Annotated in this window: 29 protein-coding genes; 23 read left to right on the top strand and 6 right to left on the bottom strand. The window is 70.3% G+C overall.

Going from position 1 to position 24,032, the window contains the following annotated elements:
- The first annotated feature begins 207 nt into the window (after nt 1–207).
- The gene (tuf, locus tag ABN611_RS18290) at nt 208–1,395 is read left to right on the top strand and encodes an elongation factor Tu (RefSeq protein WP_350281082.1); all 1,188 of its coding nucleotides are present in this window, start codon (nt 208–210) and stop codon (nt 1,393–1,395) included.
- A 17-nt stretch (nt 1,396–1,412) separates the two neighbouring features.
- Here tuf and ABN611_RS18285 read toward each other — a convergent pair whose 3' ends face one another.
- Together ABN611_RS18285 and ABN611_RS18280 are read right to left on the bottom strand one after the other, a co-directional pair.
- Complete coding sequence (locus ABN611_RS18285) at nt 1,413–1,679, bottom strand: DUF4031 domain-containing protein (RefSeq protein ID WP_350281081.1); 267 nt, start codon at nt 1,677–1,679, stop codon at nt 1,413–1,415.
- Nucleotides 1,676–2,380, bottom strand: coding sequence for a copper homeostasis protein CutC (locus ABN611_RS18280; RefSeq protein ID WP_350281080.1), 705 nt, complete (start codon nt 2,378–2,380; stop codon nt 1,676–1,678). The genes ABN611_RS18285 and ABN611_RS18280 overlap by 4 nt, the downstream gene beginning before the upstream one ends.
- 109 nt (nt 2,381–2,489) lie before the next feature.
- Here ABN611_RS18280 and ABN611_RS18275 point away from each other — a divergent pair, with 109 nt between their 5' ends.
- From ABN611_RS18275 to ABN611_RS18250, 6 genes are all read left to right on the top strand, one after another.
- The gene (locus ABN611_RS18275; protein ID WP_350281079.1) at nt 2,490–3,527 is read left to right on the top strand and encodes a LacI family DNA-binding transcriptional regulator; all 1,038 of its coding nucleotides are present in this window, start codon (nt 2,490–2,492) and stop codon (nt 3,525–3,527) included.
- A gap of 73 nt (nt 3,528–3,600) precedes the next feature.
- The gene (locus tag ABN611_RS18270; protein ID WP_350281078.1) at nt 3,601–3,819 is read left to right on the top strand and encodes a hypothetical protein; all 219 of its coding nucleotides are present in this window, start codon (nt 3,601–3,603) and stop codon (nt 3,817–3,819) included.
- A 38-nt stretch (nt 3,820–3,857) separates the two neighbouring features.
- Nucleotides 3,858–4,202, top strand: coding sequence for a hypothetical protein (locus tag ABN611_RS18265; protein WP_350281077.1), 345 nt, complete (start codon nt 3,858–3,860; stop codon nt 4,200–4,202).
- 57 nt (nt 4,203–4,259) lie between these two features.
- A complete protein-coding gene (locus tag ABN611_RS18260; RefSeq protein WP_350281076.1) occupies nt 4,260–4,616 on the top strand; it encodes a hypothetical protein in 357 nt (118 codons plus the stop codon).
- Nucleotides 4,613–5,044: a hypothetical protein gene (locus ABN611_RS18255; RefSeq protein WP_350281075.1), complete on the top strand. Its 432-nt coding sequence runs from the start codon at nt 4,613–4,615 to the stop codon at nt 5,042–5,044. The genes ABN611_RS18260 and ABN611_RS18255 overlap by 4 nt, the downstream gene beginning before the upstream one ends.
- Nucleotides 5,041–6,564 (top strand): multicopper oxidase domain-containing protein, encoded by a 1,524-nt coding sequence (locus ABN611_RS18250; RefSeq protein WP_350281074.1) that lies wholly within the window; start codon nt 5,041–5,043, stop codon nt 6,562–6,564. Before ABN611_RS18255 ends, ABN611_RS18250 begins: the two co-directional genes overlap by 4 nt.
- Before the next feature lie 68 nt (nt 6,565–6,632).
- Here ABN611_RS18250 and ABN611_RS18245 read toward each other — a convergent pair whose 3' ends face one another.
- Both ABN611_RS18245 and ABN611_RS18240 read right to left on the bottom strand, forming a co-directional pair.
- Nucleotides 6,633–7,127, bottom strand: a complete 495-nt coding sequence (locus ABN611_RS18245) for a Clp protease N-terminal domain-containing protein (RefSeq protein WP_350281073.1) — start codon at nt 7,125–7,127, stop codon at nt 6,633–6,635.
- Complete coding sequence (locus tag ABN611_RS18240) at nt 7,127–7,351, bottom strand: hypothetical protein (protein ID WP_350281072.1); 225 nt, start codon at nt 7,349–7,351, stop codon at nt 7,127–7,129. The genes ABN611_RS18245 and ABN611_RS18240 overlap by 1 nt, the downstream gene beginning before the upstream one ends.
- Nucleotides 7,352–7,475: 124 nt before the next feature.
- On the opposite strand from ABN611_RS18240, the gene ABN611_RS18235 reads away from it, so the two are divergent.
- Genes ABN611_RS18235 through ABN611_RS18215 form a run of 5 tightly spaced genes read left to right on the top strand, consistent with a single transcriptional unit; the run spans nt 7,476 to nt 10,098 of the window.
- Nucleotides 7,476–7,814, top strand: coding sequence for a metalloregulator ArsR/SmtB family transcription factor (locus ABN611_RS18235; protein ID WP_350281071.1), 339 nt, complete (start codon nt 7,476–7,478; stop codon nt 7,812–7,814).
- On the top strand, nt 7,811–8,281 hold the full coding sequence (locus tag ABN611_RS18230; protein WP_350281070.1) for an SRPBCC domain-containing protein: 471 nt from the start codon (nt 7,811–7,813) through the stop codon (nt 8,279–8,281). The genes ABN611_RS18235 and ABN611_RS18230 overlap by 4 nt, the downstream gene beginning before the upstream one ends.
- A 2-nt stretch (nt 8,282–8,283) precedes the next feature.
- On the top strand, nt 8,284–8,889 hold the full coding sequence (locus tag ABN611_RS18225; RefSeq protein WP_350281069.1) for a dihydrofolate reductase family protein: 606 nt from the start codon (nt 8,284–8,286) through the stop codon (nt 8,887–8,889).
- 2 nt (nt 8,890–8,891) lie between these two features.
- On the top strand, nt 8,892–9,479 hold the full coding sequence (locus ABN611_RS18220) for a dihydrofolate reductase family protein (protein ID WP_350281068.1): 588 nt from the start codon (nt 8,892–8,894) through the stop codon (nt 9,477–9,479).
- Nucleotides 9,480–9,489: 10 nt separating this feature from the next.
- Complete coding sequence (locus ABN611_RS18215) at nt 9,490–10,098, top strand: hypothetical protein (RefSeq protein WP_350281067.1); 609 nt, start codon at nt 9,490–9,492, stop codon at nt 10,096–10,098.
- On the opposite strand, the gene ABN611_RS18210 is transcribed toward ABN611_RS18215, so the two are convergent.
- Complete coding sequence (locus tag ABN611_RS18210; RefSeq protein ID WP_350281066.1) at nt 10,083–10,763, bottom strand: peptidyl-tRNA hydrolase; 681 nt, start codon at nt 10,761–10,763, stop codon at nt 10,083–10,085. The two genes, ABN611_RS18215 and ABN611_RS18210, sit on opposite strands and share 16 nt — an antisense overlap.
- Before the next feature lie 132 nt (nt 10,764–10,895).
- On the opposite strand from ABN611_RS18210, the gene ABN611_RS18205 reads away from it, so the two are divergent.
- From ABN611_RS18205 to ABN611_RS18155, 11 genes are all read left to right on the top strand, one after another.
- Complete coding sequence (locus ABN611_RS18205) at nt 10,896–11,687, top strand: thymidylate synthase (RefSeq protein ID WP_350281065.1); 792 nt, start codon at nt 10,896–10,898, stop codon at nt 11,685–11,687.
- A complete protein-coding gene (locus ABN611_RS18200) occupies nt 11,684–12,139 on the top strand; it encodes a dihydrofolate reductase (RefSeq protein ID WP_350281064.1) in 456 nt (151 codons plus the stop codon). The genes ABN611_RS18205 and ABN611_RS18200 overlap by 4 nt, the downstream gene beginning before the upstream one ends.
- Nucleotides 12,140–12,237: 98 nt before the next feature.
- Entirely contained in the window at nt 12,238–13,524 is a 1,287-nt protein-coding gene (locus tag ABN611_RS18195; RefSeq protein ID WP_350281063.1) for a toxic anion resistance protein, read from the top strand.
- A 27-nt stretch (nt 13,525–13,551) separates the two neighbouring features.
- Nucleotides 13,552–14,160, top strand: a complete 609-nt coding sequence (locus ABN611_RS18190) for a hypothetical protein (protein WP_350281062.1) — start codon at nt 13,552–13,554, stop codon at nt 14,158–14,160.
- Nucleotides 14,157–15,647, top strand: coding sequence for an AAA family ATPase (locus ABN611_RS18185; RefSeq protein WP_350281061.1), 1,491 nt, complete (start codon nt 14,157–14,159; stop codon nt 15,645–15,647). Before ABN611_RS18190 ends, ABN611_RS18185 begins: the two co-directional genes overlap by 4 nt.
- Entirely contained in the window at nt 15,644–16,978 is a 1,335-nt protein-coding gene (locus tag ABN611_RS18180; protein WP_350281060.1) for a hypothetical protein, read from the top strand. The genes ABN611_RS18185 and ABN611_RS18180 overlap by 4 nt, the downstream gene beginning before the upstream one ends.
- Nucleotides 16,975–17,964, top strand: a complete 990-nt coding sequence (locus ABN611_RS18175) for a glutamate ABC transporter substrate-binding protein (RefSeq protein ID WP_350281059.1) — start codon at nt 16,975–16,977, stop codon at nt 17,962–17,964. The genes ABN611_RS18180 and ABN611_RS18175 overlap by 4 nt, the downstream gene beginning before the upstream one ends.
- The gene (locus ABN611_RS18170; RefSeq protein WP_350281058.1) at nt 17,961–19,076 is read left to right on the top strand and encodes a hypothetical protein; all 1,116 of its coding nucleotides are present in this window, start codon (nt 17,961–17,963) and stop codon (nt 19,074–19,076) included. Before ABN611_RS18175 ends, ABN611_RS18170 begins: the two co-directional genes overlap by 4 nt.
- Nucleotides 19,073–21,427 carry a tetratricopeptide repeat protein gene (locus tag ABN611_RS18165; RefSeq protein ID WP_350281057.1) on the top strand — a complete coding sequence of 785 codons (2,355 nt, stop codon included), beginning with the start codon at nt 19,073–19,075 and terminating at the stop codon, nt 21,425–21,427. The genes ABN611_RS18170 and ABN611_RS18165 overlap by 4 nt, the downstream gene beginning before the upstream one ends.
- Complete coding sequence (locus ABN611_RS18160; protein ID WP_350281056.1) at nt 21,412–22,485, top strand: PP2C family serine/threonine-protein phosphatase; 1,074 nt, start codon at nt 21,412–21,414, stop codon at nt 22,483–22,485. Before ABN611_RS18165 ends, ABN611_RS18160 begins: the two co-directional genes overlap by 16 nt.
- A gap of 15 nt (nt 22,486–22,500) precedes the next feature.
- A complete protein-coding gene (locus ABN611_RS18155; RefSeq protein WP_350281055.1) occupies nt 22,501–23,778 on the top strand; it encodes a VWA domain-containing protein in 1,278 nt (425 codons plus the stop codon).
- Nucleotides 23,779–23,818: 40 nt separating this feature from the next.
- On the opposite strand, the gene ABN611_RS18150 is transcribed toward ABN611_RS18155, so the two are convergent.
- On the bottom strand, nt 23,819–24,022 hold the full coding sequence (locus ABN611_RS18150; protein ID WP_350281054.1) for a hypothetical protein: 204 nt from the start codon (nt 24,020–24,022) through the stop codon (nt 23,819–23,821).
- Nucleotides 24,023–24,032 lie beyond the last annotated feature (10 nt).

Raw genomic sequence — 24,032 nt, 5'->3', positions numbered from 1 at the left:
ACCTGTCAGGCACGGGCCTGACGGGCGCTCCCACGTGGGCACCGTCAGTCGATTGCACCGGCACTCGAGGCCGACCCTCTTCCCTCTGAGCAGGACCCGTGGAAGAGGGTGGCTCGCACCGGCCCCCTCCACGCGGTGACAGCGCTGTGAGGGCTTGCCGGAGGGTCCTGGCTCACCCCGGAATCTTCTGACAGCAAAGGAAAACCCATGGCCAAGAGCCAGTTCGTGCGGACCAAGCCGCACCTCAACATCGGGACGATGGGGCACGTCGACCACGGCAAGACGACGCTGACCGCCGCGATCACCAAGGTGCTCGCGGACCGCGACCCGAGTGTGAACCGCTTCGTCGCCTTCGACGGCATCGACCGTGCGCCGGAGGAGCTGCAGCGCGGGATCACGATCAACATCTCGCACGTCGAGTACGAGACCGCGACCCGGCACTACGCGCACGTCGACATGCCCGGGCACGCCGACTACGTGAAGAACATGATCACCGGCGCCGCCCAGGTGGACGCCGCGATCCTGGTCGTCTCCGCGCAGGACGGCGCCATGCCGCAGACGCGCGAGCACGTGCTGCTCGCCCGCCGGGTAGGCGTGCCGTACCTGGTGGTCGCGCTGAACAAGGCGGACACCGTCGACGACCCGGAGCTGCTCGACCTGGTCGAGCTGGAGGTCCGTGAGCTCCTCTCGGAGTACGGCTTCCCCGGCGACGAGGTCCCGGTCGTGCGCGTGTCCGGCCTGAAGGCGCTGGAGGGCGACCCGCAGTGGACCGCCGCGATCGGCGAGCTGCTGGACGCGGTCGACAACTACGTGCCGGTGCCGGACCGTGAGCTCGGCGAGCCGTTCCTGATGCCGATCGAGAACGTGCTCACGATCAGCGGCCGCGGCACGGTGGTCACCGGTGCGGTCGAGCGCGGTTCGCTGAAGCTCGGCGACGCGGTCGAGGTCGTCGGCCTCGGCCCGACGGTGACCAGTACGGCGATCGGGCTGGAGACGTTCGGCAAGTCGCTGGAGTCCGCGGACGCGGGCGACAACGCGGCGGTGCTGCTGCGTGGCGTGAAGCGCGACGAGGTCCGTCGCGGCCAGGTGGTGGCGTTGCCGGGCAGTGTGCGGCCGCACCGGAAGTTCCGGGCGAACCTGCACGCGCTGTCCACCGCCGAGGGCGGCCGGCACACGCCGTTCGCCGCGGACTACCGGCCGCAGTTCTACTTCCGGACCACGGACGTGTCCGGCGGGATCGACCTGGGTGAGATCGCCCTGGTGATGCCCGGCGACACGATCGAGCTCGGCGTGGAACTGGAGAAGCCGGTCGCGATGGACGTCGGCCTCGGCTTCGCGGTCCGCGAGGGCGGCCACACGGTCGCTGCCGGCACCGTGACCGAACTGCTCGACTGAAACAGACGGCCCCCGATCTACTCGGTCGGGGGCCGTTTTCGGTGCCTGAGCCCCGCTGCGGTCAACCGACGGACCAGCTCCTTGCTGGACACCGGTACGGCGCCAGCCGCGACCAGGTCGTCGTACCGGTCACTGGGTACGTCGTAGTGGTCGCGGTCGAAGCCGCGCGCCGGGATGCCCGCTGCCTTCGCGAACGCGTGCAGCTCCTCGTAGGACTCGTCGCTGACCAGGTGCGACCAGACCCTGTCCCAGGCCGGCCACGCGGGCGGGTCGATGAGGATCATTCGCGGGCGTCCTGGGCGTCGAGCAGGTTCCGCCAGGACCGGACGAACCGGGAGTTCACGTACGCCTTCGTCCACGACCCGTCCTGGCGCACCGACGACCCGACGTGGAACCGCCGTACGCCGCTCTGGAACAGCCACGGCACATGCTCCGGCTGCAGACCGCCGCCGGCCATCATCACCCCGGCCACGGCGGGGTCCTCCTTGGCCAGCTTGCACAGGTCGTCCAGCCCGTGGCCGACACCGATCGACGAGCCGGCCGTCAGGACACAGTCCAACCCCGGCAGGCCGCGCAGCGCACGCCAGGCGGCCTGCTGGTCCAGCACCGCGTCGACCGCGCGGTGGAACGTCCACGGCGTCCCGGCGAACGTGCTGACCAGGGCGTTCACCGACTCGACGTCCACCTGGTTGTCGGGCGTCAGGAACCCCAGCACGAACCCGTCCGCGCCCGCGGCCAGGAACGACTGCGCCATCGCGGTCAGCCGGTTCAGGTCGGCGCCGTTCGCGGTGAACGAGTTGTCGAGCCGCAGCATCACCCGCAGCGGCAGGTCGGTGACCCGCCGGATCGCACTCACCGTCGACACCGACGGGCACAACCCGTCGGCCTCCATCGCCGCACACAGCTCCAGGCGGTCCGCCCCGCCCTCCTGCGCCGCCTCCGCGTCCGCCGGGTGCAACGCGATGATCTCCAGCAACGAACCCATGCGCCATATCCTCTCGCACTCGCGGCGAATTCGGGTTGCACTCCCCGAGGACCATCTGTATCGTTTTTCTAGAACGATTTAGAAGAACGATACAGACGAGGAGGGCGAGATGCCGGGCGTGACCTTGAAGACCGTGGCGAAGGCGGTCGGCGTGTCGCCGTCGACCGTCTCGAACGCCTACAACAAACCCGATCAGCTCTCCACCGCGCTCCGCGAGCGGATCCTGGCCACCGCGCAGGAGCTCGGGTACGCCGGCCCGGACGCCGCGGCCCGCGCACTGCGCAGCGGGAAGGCGGGCGCGGTCGGGGTGCTGTTCACCGACAAGCTGGCCTACGCCTTCTCGGACCCGTACGCGGTCGGCTTCCTCGCCGGGCTCGCCGAGGTCGCCGAGGAGTTCGCCACCAGCCTGCTGCTGATGCCGCTCAGTTCGACCGACATCGCGGGCGGCAGCAACGCCGTCCAGCAGGCGGCGATCGACGGCGCGGCGATCTTCTGCGTCCCCGGCGGCCACCCGGCGCTCGAGATCCTGGCGAACCGCGGCATCCCCGCGGTGTCGACCGACCGGGGTGACCACCCGGACCTGAGCTGGGTCGCGATCGACGAGGTCGAGGCCGCCGCGCAGCTGGGCGAACACCTGGCCCGGCTCGGCCACCGCGACGTCGTCGTGCTGGTCGACAACGCGCAGGCGGCAGGCGGCCGGCCGGTGGAGCTGACGCTCGACGAGGTCGGGTACACCGACTGCGAGCTGCGGATCCGCGGGCTGCAGAAGGCGATGCCGGACGCGCGGCTGCGGATCGTCTCCGGTGGGCACAACGCGTTCGCCTCCGGCCTGCGCGGCGCGGAGTACGCGCTCGACTCCCAGGACCGGCCGACGGCGATCGTCGGGCTCAGCGACGTCCAGGCTCTCGGCGCACTGGAGGCGATGAAGGTCCGGGGGCTGACTCCCGGACGGGACCTGACGCTGGCCGGTTTCGACGACATCCCGGCCGCGGCGACGGCCGGACTCACGACGGTCCGGCAGCCGATCAAGGACAAGGGCCGCGCGGTCGGCCGGATCCTGCTCGACCCGGCCACCACCGAACGCCAGCTCCTGATGCCGACCCAGCTGATCGTCCGCTCCAGCAGCGGGCCGGCCCCCAAGCACTGACAACCCCATACACCTCCCCGGAACCGTCCGGTTCCCGGGTCGATCAACCACGCTCTCAGGAGGGAGCAGCACCATGACGTACTTCATTGCCGGCAACACCGCGGTCGAGAACGCCCGCAACCTCAGCCAGTCGGCCCTCCCGAACGCTCCCCAGCAGCCGTACGACGAGCCGGTCCGCAACTACGCGCTCCGCTCCCGGTTGAGCGCCGTACTGCGGTCCGTCGCCGAGCGCGAGCTCCGGCTCGCCAACCGCATCGACCCCGCGCCGAGCTGCCCCACCCCCGCCAACTGAGCTTGTTTTGTCGGTCGGGTCTGGCACTCTGAAGGGCGATGAACGAGCCAGGAGTGTTGCTGACCGCGCGGGCCATGGTGCTGCACGACCTCGCCGCGCGCGGTTTCGACGACGCGGTGATGGTGTCCCTGCTGGAGGACGCCGTCGCCGGTCGTCAGTGGTGGCTCGACCAGTGGCCCGACGGCGCCGAGCACATCGCCGGCCTGGTCGCGCAGGACGTCCAGGACCGGCTGGTCGACTCCGGTGTCCGCTGGCCGCGCTGCACCGCCTGTGACGACCTGCACGACCACGAGCTGCGCATCGAGCCGGAGCTCGGCCCGGATCCGCACTGGGTCTGCGAGCGCGCCGGCATCACCGTGGCACCCCTGGGGCGGCTCACCTGACCCTCCGGGAGATACCTGATTGATCTACATGTAGCCAGCCTACTATTGTCTGGCTACATGAAGGCCTTGCACGTACTCCGGGTCCTGTCCGGCCTGCACGCGGTGGCGATCTGCCTGCAGCCGGTCTTCGCCGGGGTCTACCTGAACGGCTCACCGGCCGGCCTGCGGATGCACGAACCGACCGGGCACCTGCTGGCCTACGTCGGCCTCGCGCAGTTGCTGGCGGCAACGATCTGGTGGCGCAAGGGCGGGCGCTGGACAGCTCCCGCGGTGAGCCTGCTGATCCTGGTGGGCGAAGCCGTCCAGATCGGGATGGGCATCGACCGCCAGTTCGCGCTCCATGTCCCGCTGGGCATCGCGCTGGTCGCGAGCACGGTGGCGTTCGCGTTGTGGATCATCCGGCGGCCCGCATGATCACCGTCGAGCCGCCACCGGCGGTGCGGGTACGTCGTCCGCGGGTCAGCCTGCACGTCCTGCGGATCACCCTCGTCCTGCACGCGATCCTGATCACCGCCCAGCCGATCGCGGCCGGCTACTTCCTGGCCGGCAACGTCGACGCGATCGACCCGCACAGCGTGGTGGGCAGCACCGTCTGGATGATCACCCTGCTGCAGACCGTCGCCGCCGCCTGCTACACGCTCGTCGGACGCGGCCGGATCTGGCCGGCCGTCGTGTCCCCGCTCCTGGTCGTCGCCGAGTTCGTGCAGCTCACCGTCGGCCACCTGCAGAACTTCGCCGTTCACGTCCCGCTCGGCACCGCCCTGGTCGGCACCGTGATCTGGATGGCGGTCTGGTCGTTCCGTCCCACCGCACGCCTGAGTCGCCGGGAGGCGAAACGATGAAGATGTCCCGCCGCGGGTTCCTCGCCGTTGCCGGAGGTACCGGCGCCGCGATCGCGCTGACGAACTGCGGCCAGGAGGCCAAGCCTTCGCAGGCCGGAGAACTCCTGCGCAGCAAGGCGAAACTGCCCGCTCCTTTCCAGGTTCCGCTGCCGATCCCACCGGTGAAGAAGCCGAACCGCTCCGACGCCAAGGCCGACTACTACCAGGTCGTCCAGCGCACCGCGAGCCTCGAGATCCTGCCCGGTCTGAAGACCGAGGTGATGGGGTACGACGGCCTGCTGCCCGGCCCGACCTTCGACGTCCGCAGCGGCCGTACGACGGTGATCGAGCAGGTCAACCAGCTCGACGTACCGACCGCGGTGCACCTGCACGGCGGACACACGCCCGCGCCGAGCGACGGCTGGCCGCTCGACCTGATCATGCCGGCGAACGGCCACAGCGGTCACCACGGCGGCCACCAGATGTCCGGCGGCAACCCGACCACCGGCAAGCGCACGTACACCTACCCGAACACGCAGCGCGCCGCGACCCTCTGGTACCACGACCACGCGATGGACTACACCGCTCCGCAGGTCTACCGCGGGCTGTTCGGGCTGCACATCGTCCGCGACGACGAGGAGGACAAGCTGCCGCTCCCGCGGGGCGACCGGGAGATCCCGCTGGTGATCGCGGACCGGGCCTTCGACGCGGACGGCTCGTTCCGGTACCCGGGACTGCAAAATGGGCCCGGCGTCGAGTCGAAGTACATGGAAGGGGTGATCGCGGACGTCACGCTGGTGAACGGCGCCCCGTGGCCGCTGCACGAGGTCGACGCGGTCAGGTACCGCTTCCGGATCCTGAATGCCAGCAACGCCCGCCGGTACGAGCTGGCCTTCGACAAGGGGCCCGCGAAGTTCGTCCAGATCGGCAGCGACGGCGGCCTGCTCGACAAGCCGATCGAGCACACGACGCTGGTGCTCGCGCCCGCCGAACGGTTCGACGTGATCGTGGACTTCTCGCAGTACCAGCCCGGTGACGAGGTCACGGTCGTCAACAAGCTCGACGGCAACGCGAACGTGCTGCGCTTCAAGGTGGCCCGCAAGGCCGCCGACGACACCAGCATCCCGGCGGCGCTGTCGTCGTACGCCGTGACGCCGCGTCCGGCCGGCGCGGTCCGGCGGGAGTGGCGGTTCCGTCGCGGTGACGCCGGCGGTCACCGGGGCTGGACGATCAACGGGAAGGCGTTCGATCCCGAGGTGATGCAGGCGCAGGTGAAGCTCGACCAGTACGAGATCTGGACGTTCGTCACCGACGTCCACCACCCGGTGCACGTCCACCTCGCGCCGTTCCAGGTCCTCACCCGCGGCGGCGGCAAGCTGTCCGCGTACGACCACGGCTGGAAGGACACGGTCGACATCCGCCCCGCCGAGGTGGTCGAGGTCCTGGTCCGCTTCACCGCCCACAAGGGCAAATACCTGATCCACTGCCACAACCTCGAACACGAGGACATGGCAATGATGGCAGGCTTCGAGACGATCTAGCGGCGCGATCTCAGGCCGAGCGTTCTCGGGGCGCCCGAGCCCGCACCGGAGCAGATGCCGGTTGGGCATCAGCCGGCGCCGGTGGCTAGGGCTTCGGTGGCCTTGGCCAGTAGGGCGGTGCGGTCGACGCCGGCGGTCTCCAGGGCGCGGGCGACGCGGCCGCGGTCGGTGCTGAGGAGGCCGACCAGGATGCGCATCGGGCCGAACCGGGCGCGCTTCGGCTCGGCGTCCATCGCGCGGCGCAGCACCAGCTTGGTCGACTCGCCGATCTGCGGATCGCGCCCCCGGTCCGGCGTTGCCTCAGGCAACTGTGCGGCCCGGACCGCGATCCCGGCGACGGCCAGGCTCTGCTCCCACTCCCGGTCCAACGCGGCCCGGATCGCGTCCTCGGTCAGCCCGGCCTCGGACAGCATCCGCGCGGCGGCCGAGTCCTCCAGCGCCACGAGCGCGAGCAGCACATGCTCGGCCTCGATCGTCCGCGAACCCTCGCGGCGAGCCTCGTCACGGCCGAGCCGCACCAGGATCGCCCGCACATCCTTGTGATCCTGCCTGTGCTCCGTCATCAGCGCCTCCTCAGGGCGACCCCGGCGGCCAGCAGCCGCCGGGCATGTTTCTTGTGCACGGCCTGCCGGGTGACACCCAGCACCTCGGCCACCTCGGACCAGCTCCAGCCGGCCCGCATCGCCCGCTCCACCTGGCTGTCCTCCAGCCGGTCGGCGAGCCGGCGCAACGCCACCACCGCGGCCAGCCCGGCCGCGGGGTCCTCGGGATCCACCAACTCCGTCATGCAAGCAACCTAAGTTGACAACTGCTGCTTGTCAACCAAAGTTGCTCGAATCGACGGCTTGACGACTCCGGCACCGCCTGCCTATATTCAACACATCGGTTGATCAAGGGAATGGTTGATAAAGATGACGGTTGACGACGATCAGCTCGACCGGTCGTTCGCGGCCCTGGCCGACCCGGTCCGGCGGGCGATGATCGCGCGGCTGTCCCGCGGCCCGGCCACGGTGAACGAGCTGGCCGAACCGTTCCCGATCACCAAGCAGGCGGTGTCGCGGCACATCCAGGTGCTCGAGGCCGCCGGGCTGATCACCCGGACCCGGGACGGCCAGCGCCGCCCGTGTCACCTGGTGCCGGCCGCCCTCGAAGCACTGACGAGCTGGATCGACGAGTACCGGCTCGAGACCGAGCGACGCTTCCGCCGGATGGACGCGTTGCTGAGAACCGTGAAGGAGCAGGAGCAATGAGCGAGACCACGATCAACACCCCGGCCGGCACCCCGTTCGTCGAGGTGACCCGGGAGTTCGACGCCACCCCGGCGCAGCTGTTCCGGATCATGTCCGACCGCGACCTGGTCGCCGAATGGCTCGGCCCGCGGGACCTGGACGCGACCATCGAGGAGTACGACGTACGCACCGGCGGCCGGTACCGCTACGTCCACCGCGACGAGAGCGGCGAGTACGCGTTCCGCGGCGTCTTCCACACCGTGGAGCAGGACAAGATGGTCATCCAGACCTTCGAGTGGGAGGGCGCGCCGGGCGAGGTGTGCATCGAGAAGATGACCCTGGAGCCGACCGAGAAGGGCGTCCGGCTGCACCAGCGGTCGGTGTTCCCGTCGGTCGAGGCCCGCGACCAGTCGATCGAGTACGGCATGACCAGCGGCATCAACGACACGATGGACCGGCTGGCCGAGCTGCTCGCGAAGGGGAGCTGACCATGAGCCAGGTCGTCATCGACATCTCGGTGTCGGTGGACGGATACGTCACCGGGCCCAACGCCGGCGTCGGCAACGGGCTCGGGGACGGCGGCGACGCCCTGCACAGCTGGGTCTTCGACGGCACCGACGCGGACCGCGCGGTCCTGGAGGCGGCGTTCGACGCGACCGGCGCGGTGATCCAGGGCCGGAACCTGTTCGACGTCATCGACGCCCCGGACGGGTGGAACGACGAGATGGGGTACGGCGCGAAGCCGACCGGCGAGGTCAACCCGCCGATCTTCGTCGTCACCCACACGCCGCCGGCGAGTACCCGGCTGGGCGACCGGTTCCGCTTCGTCGGCAGCCCCGGCGAAGCCGTCGCCCAGGCGCGGGAAGTTGCCGGCAGCAAGAACATCATGGTGATGGGCGGCGGGCAGATCTGCCACGCGACGCTCGCGGCCGGGTTGGCCGACGTACTGCAGTTGCACGTCGCGCCGGTCGTCCTGGGCGGCGGGACCCGGCTGTTCCCGGCCGAGCCGTCGGTCGGCGCCGGGCTGGAGCTGATTGAGGCCGTGTCGACACCGGCGGCGCAGCACCTCAGCTACCGAGTCGTGAAGGAGAAGTAGCCGTGGGCAACGTCATCGCGAGTGCCGTGGTGTCGCTGGACGGGTTCGTCGCGGACACCGAGGACCAGGTCGGTCCGCTGTTCGACTGGTACGGCAACGGGCCGGTCGAGGTGTACGGGTCGGACCCGGGGCGGCCGTTCCACGTCAGCCCGGCGAGTGCGGAGTACATCGGGTCCACCTGGCCGAAGGTGCGCTCCTGCATCATCGGGCGGCGGCTGTTCGACATCACGAACGGCTGGAACGGCGTACCGGCGGTCGGGGACCACGTCTTCGTCGTCACCCACGAACCGCCCACCGACTGGCCGTTCCCTGACGCGCCGTTCACGTTCGTCAACGGCATCGAGGAAGCGGTCGCGAAGGCCAAGGCGTTCGCCGGCGACGGCGACGTCACCATCACCGGCGGCAACCTCACAGGCCAGGCCCTCGCCGCCGGCCTCGTCGACGAGATCGCCTACAGCCTCGCGCCGGCCCTCCTAGGCACCGGCCACCGCTTCTTCGGCGACTACACAGGCGGGACAGTCCTCCTGGACAACCCCCGCGTCGTCGAAGGCGACCGTGTCACACACCTGCACTACCGCGTCATCCGGTAGAAAGACCCGCATGGGCGCCAAGACGTGGATGCTGCTGTACGCCGACGGCGACGTCGCCTCCGTACTGCGATCCCACCCGCAACCGAACCGCGACGCGAGCCGGGAGGTGCTCGGGCGGCTCCATCCGGGGGCACGGCTCACGCCTGTCGAGGACGGGAATCTGCTGGATCACCCGAACCCGCGCGACGGTGAGGTGTACGCCGGGGTGTACCCAGGACTGACCGTGGTAACGACGGAGGACGTTGCTCTCGACCGGCCGTCCACGCTGCCGCAGCGGTTCATCGACGAGGCTCGCGGGCGGACGTTGTACCTGCACGCGATGCACAGCGTCATCGACTGGTTCGCATACGCGATCTGGGAGGACGGGGTGCTGCGGCGCTCGCTGAGCCTCGCACCGGACCACGGGATCATCGAGAATCTCGGCGACCCGCTGGACTTCGAGAAGCCGTATTGGGCCGGCGACCATCCGATGCCTTCGTGGTACGCGTTCGTCTTCCATCCGCTCGATTTGGGCGAGGCGGCTTTGCGGCACCTGTTCGGGTTCATCTACGAGGGCAGGCTCGAGGACGACGACCCGGACCTCGAGGAGATCGCGCTGGTGGGTTATCGCCGCAGCTGAGTGTGGTCGGCGATCACGGTCCTGGACCCCGGCGCGATCTCGGTGAAGCCGGCGTCCTGAACAGTCGGTAGTCCCGCGCTCAGCAGCTCGGCCCAGTGCGCAGCCGTCGCCGTACGGACCGCGAGCTCGAAATCCGCCGCCTGCCATTCCTTCCGAGCGTCATCGGACAGGGCCCACCAGGCGAGCTGCGCAGCATGGCCGACCTGCGCCATCGCCTTCCCACTCGACATCTCCAACCCCGGATTCACCCACAGCACGGGCACGCCGGCGCCGACCGGCGGCAGCTCGCCGGAGTCCTCGAAGTCGGTCCCACTCACCTGAAGCTTGAACAGATCCACCGGCACGTCATCCACCGGAGTCGGCGGAAACACCCGAACCTCAGCCACCGCGGACTCAGGCTCGGCGCCGGTTCCGTGGCCGTGCACCGTGATGCCCGGCAGCGCCTCGGCTCGGCGCCACTCGGCGCCGCGGGCACGCTTCGCGATCTTGCGGATGCGGTTGTCCTGCCAGGCGGCCATCGCCTCCGCCCATTCGCCCTCGCCGTACGAGCGCTCGTCCGCCAGGATCGCCAGCACCGCCCGCGCCGCCGTCTCCAGCGCATCCGTCTGCGCCGGCCGCGCGTTCTTCTCGACCCGCACCACCAGCGTCAACACGAACTCGTCCACGCCGCGAGTCTGCCAGGCCCGACCGCCGGCCCATCACGATCCCCGCCCGTCCACGGGACTCAGCGGTGACACGCTCCACGACCGGCGGTTGTGATGGCCTGGGCGTTCGCTCCAGGTGTTAGCGTGAGCGCCATGCAGCAGTACCTGGATCTGCTTCGGCACGTGCTGGACCACGGGACGGAGAAGGGGGACCGTACCGGGACGGGCACGCTGAGTGTGTTCGGGTACCAGGCGCGGTACGACCTCCGCCAGGGCTTCCCGGCGGTGACCACGAAGAAGCTGCATCTGCGGTCGGTGATCGGCGAGCTGATCTGGTTCCTCAGCGGCTCGACGAACGTCAAGTGGCTGCACGAGAACAACATCTCGATCTGGGACGAGTGGGCCGACGCGGACGGCGAGCTCGGCCCGGTGTACGGCTACCAGTGGCGGTCCTGGCCGACGCCCGACGGCCGGCACGTCGACCAGATCGCGAACCTGATCACCGCGATCAAGAACAACCCCGACTCCCGCCGGCACATCGTCAGCGCCTGGAACGTCGCCGACGTGGACGACATGGCGTTGCCGCCGTGCCACACGATGTTCCAGTTCTACGTCGCGGACGGCCGGCTGTCCTGCCAGCTCTACCAGCGGTCGGCCGACATCTTCCTCGGCGTACCGTTCAATATCGCGTCGTACGCGCTGCTCACCCACATGGTCGCGCAGCAGACCGGCCTCGAGGTCGGCGACTTCGTGCACACCTTCGGCGACGCGCACCTGTACCTGAACCACCTCGACCAGGCCCGCCTGCAGCTCACCCGCGAGCCGCGGCCGCTCCCGACGCTGCGGCTCAACCGGCGCGACTCGATCGACGCGTACGAGATCGCGGACGTCGAGCTGATCGGCTACGACCCGCACCCCGGGATCAAGGCTCCGATCGCGGTATGAGCATCATCCTGATCGCCGCGGTCGGCCGGAACGGCGTGATCGGGCGGGACAACGACCTGCCGTGGCGGATCCGCGAGGACCTGCAGCGCTTCAAGCAGCTCACGCTCGGTCACACGCTGGTGATGGGCCGCAAGACCTACGACTCGATCGGCCGCCCGCTGCCGGGCCGCCGTACCGTCGTCGTCACCCGGCAACCCGACTGGTCCGCGGACGGCGTCGACATCGTCCACTCCCTCGACGACGCCCTCAAGTACGACGGCACGCTGTACGTCGCCGGCGGCGGCGAGATCTACCGCCAAGCCCTCCCCCACGCCGAAGCCCTCGAACTCACCGAGGTCGACCAGTCCCCCGACGGCGACATCACCTTTCCGGCCATCGACCCGGCTGACTGGCTCGAGACAGCCCGCGAGCCCCGCGACGGGTTCTGCTTCGTTAGTTACCGCCGCAGCTAACAACGAGTAGGCAACAGGGAAGCCAGGAAGACCGGGAACCGCGTAGATTGTGTGCGCGTCACGGAGGTATCCAGGGGCGCCTCTCGGAGGGGAACACGATGACCGAAGCCGACAACACCGCTGCTCAGCCTGCTGCCGCCCAACCTGCTGCCCAGCCTGCCGCCCAGCCTGCCGTGTCGCCGTTGCAGCCGCCGACGGCCACCGCGCCGGGGCTGATACTGACCGCGCCGCCGCCGTCACAGCCGGTGGCCGCGACCGCCGCGCCGACGATGGCGCCGGCCGTCGACCCGGCCGCGTTGCCGGGGCTGGACAGCAAGGTGGACACGTTCCTGACGGCGCTGATGGCGGCCGAGCCGCGGTCGCCGGAGTTCGCGTCGAAGGCGAGCGATGTGCGCAGCATGGGTGACGTCGACATCCGCGCCGCCGCCGAGAGCTCGAACCGCCTCCTCCAGTCCCCCGTGCGGGCCCTCCAGGAGGGCGGCCTGTCCGAGGGCTCGACCGTCGGCAAGACGCTGCTCGAGCTCCGCCGTACGGTCGAGGAGCTGGACCCGAAGGAAGCCACCGGGGTGAAGAAGTTCCTCGGGATGATCCCGTTCGGGGACAAGATCGAGGACTACTTCCGCAAGTACCAGAGCGCGCAGAGCCACCTCGAGGGCATCCTGCACAGCCTGCGCAACGGCCAGGACGAGCTCGGCAAGGACAACGCCGCGCTGAACCTGGAGAAGCAGCAGCTCTGGGACGCGATGACCCGGCTGAACCAGTACGTGTACGTCGCCGAGCGCCTCGACGCGCGGCTGTCCGCGGCGATCGCGGAGCTGGAGGCGACCAACCCGGAGAAGGCGAAGGCGTTCCGCGAGGACGTGCTGTTCTACGTCCGGCAGAAGCACCAGGACCTGCTCACCCAGCTCGCCGTGTCGATCCAGAACTACCTGGCCATCGACATCGTGATCAAGAACAACATCGAGCTGATCAAGGGCGTCGACCGCGCGTCCACCACCACGGTCTCTGCCTTGCGTACGGCGGTCATCGTCGCGCAGGCGCTCAGCAACCAGAAGCTGGTGCTGGACCAGATCAGCGCGCTGAACACGACCACCAGCGGCATGATCGAGCGCACCTCGCAGATGCTCAAGGACAACTCGGTCGCGATCCAGCAGCAGGCCGCGTCGGCGACCATCGGGCTGCCGCAGCTGCAGGCCGCGTTCGCGAACATCTACGCGACCATGGACGCGATCGACACGTTCAAGGTCGAGGCGCTGGACAACATGGCCGCGACCATCGGCACGCTCGAGAACGAGGTGACCAAGTCGCGGTCGTACCTGGACCGGGTCGCGCAGCAGAACCAGCAGGTCGTCCACGGCAGCCTCGACCTCGACCTCGGTCGCTGAACCGCGGGCAAGCAGGGGGACGACGGCGTGGCTCTTGGTGACTTCTTCGCGCGGCTGACCGGTCGCAAGGAGGAGCCCGAGGCTGCCCCGGTGCCCGGACCGCCGACGAACGACGACCTGCTGGCGGCGCTGGTTCGCGTCGAGCAGCTGGTCGCGGGCGGCGCCGTACCGGCCGTCGTGGCGTCGCGGGTCGCGCGAGTGGTGCGGACCGTCCGGGAGACGATCCCACGGCTCGGCAACCTGGGCGGCAGCGTGCAGGCGTACTCCGTGATGGCGACGGCGACCGACTACCTGCCGGAGGCGATCGGCGGGTACCTGCGGCTGCCGCGGCAGTGGGCCGACACGCGGCCGGTGGACCGCGGCAAGACGTCGCTGATGATCCTGATCGACCAGTTGGACCTCTTGGCCGCGACGATGGACAAGGTCTTCGACGCGGTGAACCGGGCCGACGCGGCGGCGCTGATCGCCCACGGCCGGTTCCTGCAGGAGAAGTTCGGCACCGGGTCCACGGGTGGCGGTTTGGCGCTCGGCCCGACCGGGTCGACCCCGCCGCCGGACCTGGGGCCGCCGGATCTGGGCCCGAGCGGCGGGCCGGCTGGACCATTGGCACCACCACCTGGACGAGGAGGGTCATGAGCGGCACGGGGGGCGATCCGAACGCACTGCCGGAGGCGCTGTCGGCGCTGGTCGCTGTCGCTGCTCGGGCTGGTGTCGCTGAGGACTTGGCGCGTGGTGAGGCGCTCTCGTTGGCCGCGGCGCTGGCGGAGTCCGCGCCTGGCGCGGCTGCGGACTGGGGCGCGGCGGTACCTGGTGGTACGACACAGGACTTCTTCGATGCGGCTGTGCGCGGCCGGCGGTGGCGGGGCTCGCCGACGGCCGTGCTGAGCGAGCTGGTCGCGGCTGGTTCGGCGGAGAAGGTTGCGTACGCCGAAGCGCTGGCGGAGGTGGCGTCGGCCGCCTGCACGTTGGGTGAGCCGACGATGCGGGTGGTCGGCAACGCGTCCGTGGCTGCTGCCGCACAGTTGCAGGCGGCTGGTGCTCGGCCGCTGCACGTCGTACCGGGACAGGGCAGCGCTGTGCCGCAGACCGCAGTACCGCGGGCCGCAATACCGCGGGCGGCGGAGGCCTCGCAGACTGCCCCGGAGGCTGTTGCGCAGGCGGCGGAGGCCGAAGCGGAGCCGGCGAAGACCGTCGAGGAGTTGCTGGCGGAGCTCGACGAGCTGACCGGGCTGGAGCGCGTGAAGCGCGAGGTGCACCGGCAGGTCGCCGTACTGCGGGTCGAGAAGCTGCGGACCGAGGCGGGGCTGAAGAGTCCGACGATCACGCGGCACCTGGTGTTCGTCGGGAACCCGGGGACCGGGAAGACGACCGTCGCGCGGCTGGTGAGCGGGATCTACAAGGCGCTCGGGTTGCTGTCGAAGGGGCAGCTGGTCGAGGTCGACCGGTCCGAGCTCGTCGCCGGGTACCTCGGGCAGACCGCGACGAAGACCGCCGACGTGGTGGCGTCCGCGGCCGGTGGGGTGCTGTTCATCGACGAGGCGTACAGCCTGACCGCGGGGGACAACGGGGCCGACCAGTACGGGCGGGAGGCCGTCGACACGCTGGTCAAGGAGATGGAGGACCGGCGGGACGACCTGGTCGTGATCGTTGCCGGGTATCCCGAGCCGATGGAGAGGTTCATCGCCGCGAACCCCGGGCTGGCGAGCCGGTTCCGGACGACGATCGAGTTCGAGAACTACACCGACGACGAGCTGACCGACATCCTCACCGGGCTCGCGGAAGCTGCCGACTACGAACTGGTGCCGGAAGCCCTGGAGAAGTTCCGGGAGATCCTCGCCGCTACTGTGCGCGACCGTTCCTTCGGCAACGGCCGTTTCGCGCGCAACACCCTCGAGGCCGCGATCGGGCGGCACGCCTGGCGGCTGCGGGACGTGACGGCACCGACGACCGACCAGTTGCGTCAGATCCTCGCCGCCGACCTGACCGACAACCCCGACGAACCCGAGCCCCAGCCCGCCGAGACCCCAGACACCGAACCGCTGGAGCCGACGGACACGGCGGAGACAGAACCGGCCGATGTGGAGTTCGCGGACGTTCGGTCCGAGCAAGGAGAGAAGGCGTGACCCAGACGCAGAGTGCGCCGCCCGCGACGTGGTCGCCGGCTCCGGTGCCTGACAGCGCGCAGCAGCAGCAAGCGCCGGCTGGGCCGAGTGCTCGTCGGCGCGGCGCCGTGGCGCAGTGGTTCGACGGTACGCCGGGGCGGATGCGGGCGTTCCTGATCCTCGCCGCCGCGATGAGCGTGGTGTTCGGAGTCGCGGCCTCGCAGGGCTTCGGGCAGTCCGACGGCGCGCTCGACCGGGCGCAGGCGAACGCCGCCCAACTCGTCCGCATCCAGGCCATCCACACCAACCTGGTCAGCGCGAACGCCGACGCCACCAACGCCTTCCTCGTCGGCGGACTCGAGCCGCCGGAGCAACGCGCGCACTACGTCAACTCGATGGCTGCGGCCGCCGGGCTGATCGCCGAGGCCGCCAGCGCCCAGCCCGCGGACCGCGACGTACTCGGCGCGCTGAACAAGACCCTGATCACGTACGAGGGCCTCATCGAACAAGCCCGCGCCAACAACCGGCAGGGACTTCCGATCGGTTCGCAGTACCTGAAGGACGCGAACTCCGTCCTCCAGGACGACTCGCTCCCGCTCGTGAAGGCCCTGGTCGAGGCAAACGAGAAGCGCGTCGACACGGAGTTCGACGGCGTCGGCCGCGGGACCATCTGGGTGCTCGTCGGCGGCCTGCTGAGTCTCGTGGTCTTCGCGATCACGCTGCGCTGGCTGGCCCGGCGTACACACCGCTACCTCAACGTCCCGATCGCGGCCGGCGCGGCGCTGGTGCTGCTCACCACCGTCATCGGCGGGATCGCGCTGGCGAGCGCGTCCAGCTCGGCGAACGAGACCCGGAGCTCGGAGTACGACCGCACCCTCGCGCTGTCCCGCGCCCGGATCGCGGCGTACGACGCCCGCTCGAACGAGAGCCTGACGCTGATCGCGCGCGGTTCCGGCGAGGAGTTCGACAAGGCGTACGCCGCCGCGGCCGCCCAGGTCAACGAACAGTTGGGCAAGCTCGGCAGCCAGGACTCGACGCTGACCACCGCCTGGCGGCACTACCAGACCGAGCACCAGAAGGTCCGCAAGGACGACACCGAAGGCCGATGGGACGACGCGGTCAACCGCGCGGTCGGCAAGTCCGACGACGACACGAACTCCGTGAACACGTTCAGCGCCTTCGACAAGAACTCGGACCAGCACCTGCAGAACGCCAGTACGGCGGTGCAGTCCAAGCTCACCGACGCCCGCGACGGGCTCCCCCCGATCGGCTGGCTAGGCATCCCGATCGGCATCGCAGCCGCACTACTCGTCGCCTGGGGCATGTCGCAGCGCCTGGAGGAGTACCGATGAAAAAACTGATCCCCCTAGCCGCCACCACAGCCCTCCTCCTCACCGCCTGCGGCAACGCCAACTACGCCGCCACCGAGATCCCGGCCAGGCCTCAGGCGTCGGCGACGTCCGCCGCGCCCGCGGCTCCGGCGACCTGCACCAAGGAGGAGAAGGCCACCGAGCTGCAGTCCTACGCGCCGCCCGAGGGCCCGCTGCCCGCGCCGGGCCAGATGCCGGCGGGTTCGACGATGGCGGACATCTCCAAGCGCGGCCGACTGATCGCCGGGGTGTCCGCGGACAGCCTCCACCTCGGTGCGCGGAACCCGCTCACCGGCGCGATCGAGGGTTTCGACATCGACATGGTCAAGGCGGTCGCAACAGCCATCTTCGGCACCTGGGTAGGCCACCTCGAGCTTCGCGTGATCTCCAGCCCGCAGCGCATCCCGTTGCTGGAGGAGGGAAAGGTCGACATCGTCGCCCGGAACATGACGATCAACTGCGAGCGCTGGAAGCGGATCGCGTTCTCGGCGGAGTACTACCGTTCCGGGCAGAAGACGCTCGTCCAGCGCGACTCGACGGCGACGAGCCTGACGCAACTGTCCGGCAAGACGATCTGCGCCCCGGCGGGCTCGACCAGCCTGGACAACCTGAAGAAGGCGAACCCGCAGATCAAGGCCGTCACGGCCGACACCGACACCGGCTGTCTCGTACTGTTCCAGCAGGGCAAGGCCGACGGGATCAGCGGCGACGACACGGTGCTCGCCGGCGACGCCGCCCAGGACCCGTACGCGAAGGTGCTGGACGAGCGGATCAGCGACGAGCCGTACGGCCTGGGCATCAACAAGGGCCAGAAGGATTTCGTCCAGTTCGTGAACGGTGTGCTCGAGCAGATGAAGCAGGTGCAACCCGGTCAAAAGCAGTCGGACTGGATGGCGTCCTACAACAAGTGGCTCGGCCAGGATCTGGGTAAAGCCGTAGCACCGACGCCGCAGTACGGCCGCCAATGACCGTTCGTACGCCGATTGTTTCGGCGCCGGTGCCGCCGGGGCGGATGGGGAGTGGGGTTGCGGCTGCGGAGTTGCTTCCCTACCTGACCGCGTTGGGTGAGTGGCGGGATCGGCGGAAGGCTGAGCTGGACGAGCTGGATCAGGCTGCGCTGCATTCACCCGAGGCGGATGTGCTCAGTTCCGATGTCGTGCTGAGTATGACGGTGTGGAAGGCCGTCTCGGACCGGTACGAGTTGATTCTGGTCACCTGGGACTCGGGGCGGGTCGGGCCGAAGGAGACCGAGCGGATCTCGACGTTGATCTGGGGCGGTCTGGATGCCGGCGGCGCCGGCGGTTCGCTTGCCGTTTCGTTGCCTGAGGCATGCAAGCTGTCGGACGCGCTCGCCGCCACCCTGCGCGCCAAGCTCGCGCTCGAACCCGGTGACGCCGACCTCGCCGCCCGGCTGCGGCAGCTGCGGGCCCAGGTCGAGCGGATCAGCGACCTCGTCAAGCAGGAACCGGTGAACGCCCGCAACGACGCGCTCGCCAAGCACCACGACCTCGACCGCCGGCTCACGGACCTTGCCGACCGCAACAAACGCGGCGCGGACATCGGCGGCCTGATCGGCCCGTTCGAGATCGACGCGGCGAAGGTCGAGCGGGACCTGATCGTCGGCGCCGCCACCCGCAAGGAGCGCGCCGCCGACGTGGCCCGCGCCCGGTCCCTGCGCGGCGAGCTGGAGGCCCAGGGTACGGCGGTCCGCGCGCTCGCGGACAAGGCCGTCGCCACGGTCACCCCGGCCCCGCGGCTCGCCGTACCGGATGTCACCGCGCTCGGTCCGGTGCCGAACACCCCGGCCGAGCTCGAGAAGTACCTGACCCGGCTGGACGCCGTACGGCGGGCGCTCGGTCAGGCGCAGGCGGCGTACGGCGCCGCGCTGCAACGCCGCGACGAACTCGCCCAGCTGCTCGACGCCTACCAGGTGAAGGCGGCAAGTGTTGCCCCGGGCAACGAAGATCTCGCCGAGCTGTACCGGCGCGGCCGCGCCGTGATCGAACGCGAGCCGGTCGACCTGGCGCGCCTCGGTGCACTGGTAGCGGCCTACCAGGCCTACCTGGAAGGAACAAGATGACGACCTGCACCCAGCCGGGCTGCACCGGCTCCATCGTGGACGGGTACTGCGACATCTGCGGCTCCCCCGCCGCCGCCTCGAGCGCCCCCGCCGCCTCAAGCGCTCCGGCAGCTCCAGCGACCGGAAAGTGCACGCAACCAGGCTGCACCGGCAGCTACGCCGACGGCTACTGCGACGTCTGCGGCTCCCCCGCGGCGAGCGGTGGCACCGCAGCAGCCGACCCGGACCCGATCAGCTCGGTGTCGACCGTCTCGCGCGCCTCCAACCGCCTGGCGTCGACGCCGCTCGGCTCGGCCCGCGCGGCCGCGGCCGGTTCGAAGCTGACCCGCAAGCTCGGTACGTCGTCCACCCGGCTGCGCGGCGCGCGCCTCGGCGCCGGGCTCACGCACGTCCCGACGATCCCCGCGATCGACGCGAGCAAGGCGATCCTGGCGAACCCGATGGTCCCCGAGGACCGCCGGAACTGCCCGAGCTGCGGCCACGCGGTCGGCCGGTCCCGCAACGGCCAGCCGGGCCGCACCGAGGGCTTCTGCCCGAACTGCCGCAGCCGCTACTCGTTCTCGCCGAAGCTGCACCCCGGCGACCTGGTCGCGGGCCAGTACCAGGTGGCCGGCTGCCTCGCGCACGGTGGCTTCGGCTGGATCTACATGGCGCAGGACAAGAACGTGTCCGACCGCTGGGTGGTCCTCAAGGGCCTGCTGAACTCCGAGGACCCGGACGCGGTCGCCGCGGCGATCGCCGAGCAGCAGTTCCTGGCCCGCGTCGAGCACCCGCTGATCGTCGAGATCTACAACTTCGTCACCCACGAGGGCGCCGGCTACATCGTCATGGAGTACGTCGGCGGCACCTCGCTGAAGACGCTGCTCAAACAGCGGATGGCGAAGAACAACGGCGAGTACGACGCGCTGCCGATCGACCAGGCGATCGCGTACATCCTGGAGATCATCCCGGCGTTCTCGTACCTGCACGACCTCGGCCTGGTGTACTGCGACTTCAAGCCGGACAACATCATCCAGGTCGGCGACGCGGTCAAGCTGATCGACCTCGGCGGCGTCCGGCGGATCGACGACCTGGACTCGGCGATCTACGGCACGGTCGGTTTCCAGGCACCCGAGGTGGCCGAGGTCGGCCCGTCGATCGCCTCCGACATCTACACGCTCGGCCGGACGCTGTGCGTGCTGGCGATGGAGTTCCGCGGGTACCAGAGCCGGTACGTCGACACGCTGCCGCCGGTCGGCGAGGTCCCGCTGTTCCAGAAGTACGACTCGGTGTACCGCCTGCTGGCCAAGGCGTGCGCGAAGGACCCGGCCGACCGCTTCCAGTCCGCCGACGAGTTCCGCGTCCAGCTGCTCGGCGTACTGCGTGAGGTGGTCGCGGAGCGCCAGGGCGTCAAGGCGGCACAGCACTCGGCGTCGTCGCTGCTCTTCGGCACACCTGGCGACCGGTCCGCGGGCTTGGGCGAGGCGGCCCCGCCGTGGCGGCAGCTGCCGTCGCTGGTGCCGGACGAGAGCGACAAGATGGCGGGCTGGCTGAAGACCGTCAGCGTGCCGGACCCGGCGAAGCGGCTGGAGCTGCTGGTCGACGCGCCGGAACAGTCCCCGCAGACACTGCTGGAGATCGCGGAAGCGGCGCTGGAGGTCGGGCCGGAGCGCTACGACATGGTCGACACCGCTGTGAACGACCTGCTCAGCGCCGACCCGTGGGAGTGGCGTGCGGTCTGGATGTCCGGACTGGTCGCCCTGGCCCGTGCCGACGCGACCGGTGCACAGTCCGCGTTCAACGCCGTCTACGGCCAGGTGCCGGGTGAGCTGGCACCGAAGCTGGCGCTGGCCCTCGCCTGTGAGCACAGCGGCGAGTTCTACGTTGCCGAGGGCCTCTACCTCGCCTGTGCCCGGACCGACGCCAACTACATCGCCCCCTCCGCGTTCGGCCTGGCCAACATCCGGACGTCGCGCAACGACCTGGACGGCGCGCTCGCCGCCCTCGAACTCGTACCGCCGACCAGCGGCGCGTACGTCCGGGCTCGTCGCCAGCAAGCCGGTCTCCTGGCAGGATCGGGCCGTGGCCTTCCCGCGCTCGCCCAGGCGATGGACAGCATCGCGACGCTGACCATCGACCCGGTCGACCGGGCCAACCTGGCCGCGAACGTGTTCCGGACCGCGCTGACCGAAGTACAGCAGTCCGGTCCGCAGGAAGCTCTGCGGATCGACGGACGGGCAGCCACCGAGACCTCCCTGCGGGACGGGCTCGAGGCCACCTACCGGTTGCTGGCCTCCCAGGCCAAGAGCCGGCCGGAACGGATCGCCCTGGTCGACCTGGCCAACGAGGTTCGAGGATGGACGTTGCGATGACGAGTACGACCGACACGGTCTGCCCCAGCTGTGGCGGCCCGGTGGCCGCGGCGGACCTGTTCTGCGAGGCCTGCGGCGCCGAGCTGAAGCCGGCCGCCGCCCCCAGCACACCGGCCCTGGACACCGACACCGAACCCACGGTCGAGATCGGTGCTGTGGCCGCGGGGGCCGCCGTGCCCGTCGGCCCGTGCGCCTCGTGCGGCGGGACCGTCGGCGCGGACGGGTACTGCGAGACGTGCGGCACCAAGGCCGCGAAGCCGCGGGACCACTTCACGGAGCAGCCCGCCGCCTGGGTGGCCGGGGTGTGCGACCGCGGCATCCGGCACACCCGCAACGAGGACGCGATGGCCATCGCCGCCGACGCAGAGCCTGGCAGCCGGGCGCTGCTGGTGGTGTGCGACGGCGTCAGCTCCTCGCTTGACTCCGATGTCGCCTCGCTGGCCGCGGCCCGGGCGGCCCGCGACGTACTCGAGGCCGGTCACGCGCAAGGGCTCGGCACCGAGTCGTCCCGGGCCGGCGCGATCGCGGCGCGACTCAAGGCGGCGGCCGACGCGGCGAGCGACGCCGTACTGGACAACACCAGTCCGGACAGTCCGAACCCTGCGTCGTGCACGTTCGTGGCGACCGTCCTGGAGGGCGGGCTGTTGGTCGCGGGCAACGTGGGCGACAGCCGTGCGTACTGGTTCCCGGACGGCGCCGAGGCGGTCGCGCTGACCGTCGACGACTCGTGGGCCGCGGAGCTGATCGCCGGCGGGATGTCGCGCGAGGAGGCCGAGTCGGGCCCGCACGCGCATGCCATCACCCGCTGGCTCGGCAAGGACGCGCCGGACCACACCCCGCGGATCACGACGCTGCCGGTCAGCGGCCCCGGCTGGCTGATGGTCTGCTCGGACGGCCTGTGGAACTACTGCTCGGAGGCGGCACCGCTGGCCGACCTCGTACGTCAGACAGCTGCGGAGCACGGCGGCGAGCCCAAGGCCACCGCGTCCGCCCTGGTCGACTGGGCCAATGCCCAGGGCGGCCAGGACAACATCACCGTCGCCTTGGCGCGGCTCTAGGGAGAGGGACCCGAGATGGCCGACTTCACCGCCACCGTTTACCAGAACGAGTTCCTGCCCGACGGCGGGACCGACGTGCACGCCATCGTCACGGTGACCTGCACCGGTGCCGGCGCCGCGGGTCAGTCCGGCAGCGGCGACGCGGGCGAGATCATCATCGTCGACACCTCCGGCTCGATGGGCCGCGACGGCGTCCAGGCCGCCGCGTACGCCGCGCAGACCGCGCTCGACCAGATCCTCGACGGCGTCTGGTTCGCGGTGATCTCCGGCAACGACCGCGCGCAGCTGGCGTTCCCGCCGTCCGCGGAACCGGTGATGGTCAGGATGGACCCGTACACCCGGCAGGCCGCGAAGGACGCCGTGTCCCGGTTCTACGCCGACGGCGGTACCGCGATGGGCACCTGGCTGCGGCTGGCCGGGCGGGTGTTCGCGACCGTGCCGTCGCTGACCCAGAAGCACGCGATCCTGCTCACCGACGGCGAGAACCAGCACGAGACCCCCGAGGCGCTGACCCAGGCGATCGAGTCGGTCACCGGCCAGTTCCAGTGCGACACCCGCGGCGTCGGCGTGGCCTGGCAGGTCGACGAGGTACGGCGGATCGCGCAGGCGCTGCTCGGCACCGTCGACATCATCCCGGCGCCGGACCAGCTGGCCGCCGAGTTCGAGAAGCTGATCCAGAACGCGATGAGCCGCGGTGTGGCGCAGGCCGACCTGCGGGTGTGGGCGCCGCAGGGCGCGGAGGTGCTGTTCGTCCGGCAGGTCGCGCCGACGGTCGAGGACCTGACGTCCCGTCGTACGGCGGTCAACCCGCTGACCGGGTCCTACCCGACCGGTTCCTGGGGCGACGAGTCCCGCGACTACCACGTCGCGGTCCGGCTGGCGGCAAAGGCCGTGGGTCAGGAGCAGCTCGCAGCGCGGGTCCAGCTGGTGCTGGGCGACGACACGGTCGCGCAAGGACTGGTGAAGGCACTGTGGTCGGCCGACGAGGCGCTCACCACCCGGATCAACCCGGAGGTCGCGCACTACACCGGGCAGACCGAGCTGGCGCAGGCGATCCAGGACGGCCTGGCGGCGAAGGCGGCCGGTGACACGGCCACCGCGACCACCAAGCTCGGGCGCGCGGTGCAGCTCGCGGCGCAGACCGGGAACGAGGAGGCGACCACCCGGCTGCGCAAGGTCGTGGACATCGACGACCAGGAAACGGGTACGGTGCGGCTCAAGCGCGCGGTCGAGAAGGCCGACGAGATGGCCCTCGACACCGCCTCCACCAAGACCACCCGGGTACGGAAATGACCGTGAACTGTCCCAGCGGACACCCCTCCACGTCCACCGACTACTGCGACGTCTGCGGCGTCCCCATCCCCGCCGCGACCCCGGCGCCGGCCGCCGCGGCACCGGACGCAGGTACCAGTGGAGCTCCTGTCGTCGTACCGGATGCCCCCTCGGCTCCCGCGCCGTCCGGGCAGGCGTGTCCCAACTGCTCGGAGCCTGCCGCGGCGGACGCGTTGTTCTGTGAGAACTGCGGGTACGACTTCACCACCGGGACC

Source organism: Kribbella sp. HUAS MG21 (assembly GCF_040254265.1).
GTDB lineage: Bacteria > Actinomycetota > Actinomycetes > Propionibacteriales > Kribbellaceae > Kribbella.
This window is presented reverse-complemented; position numbering and strand designations above follow the sequence as displayed.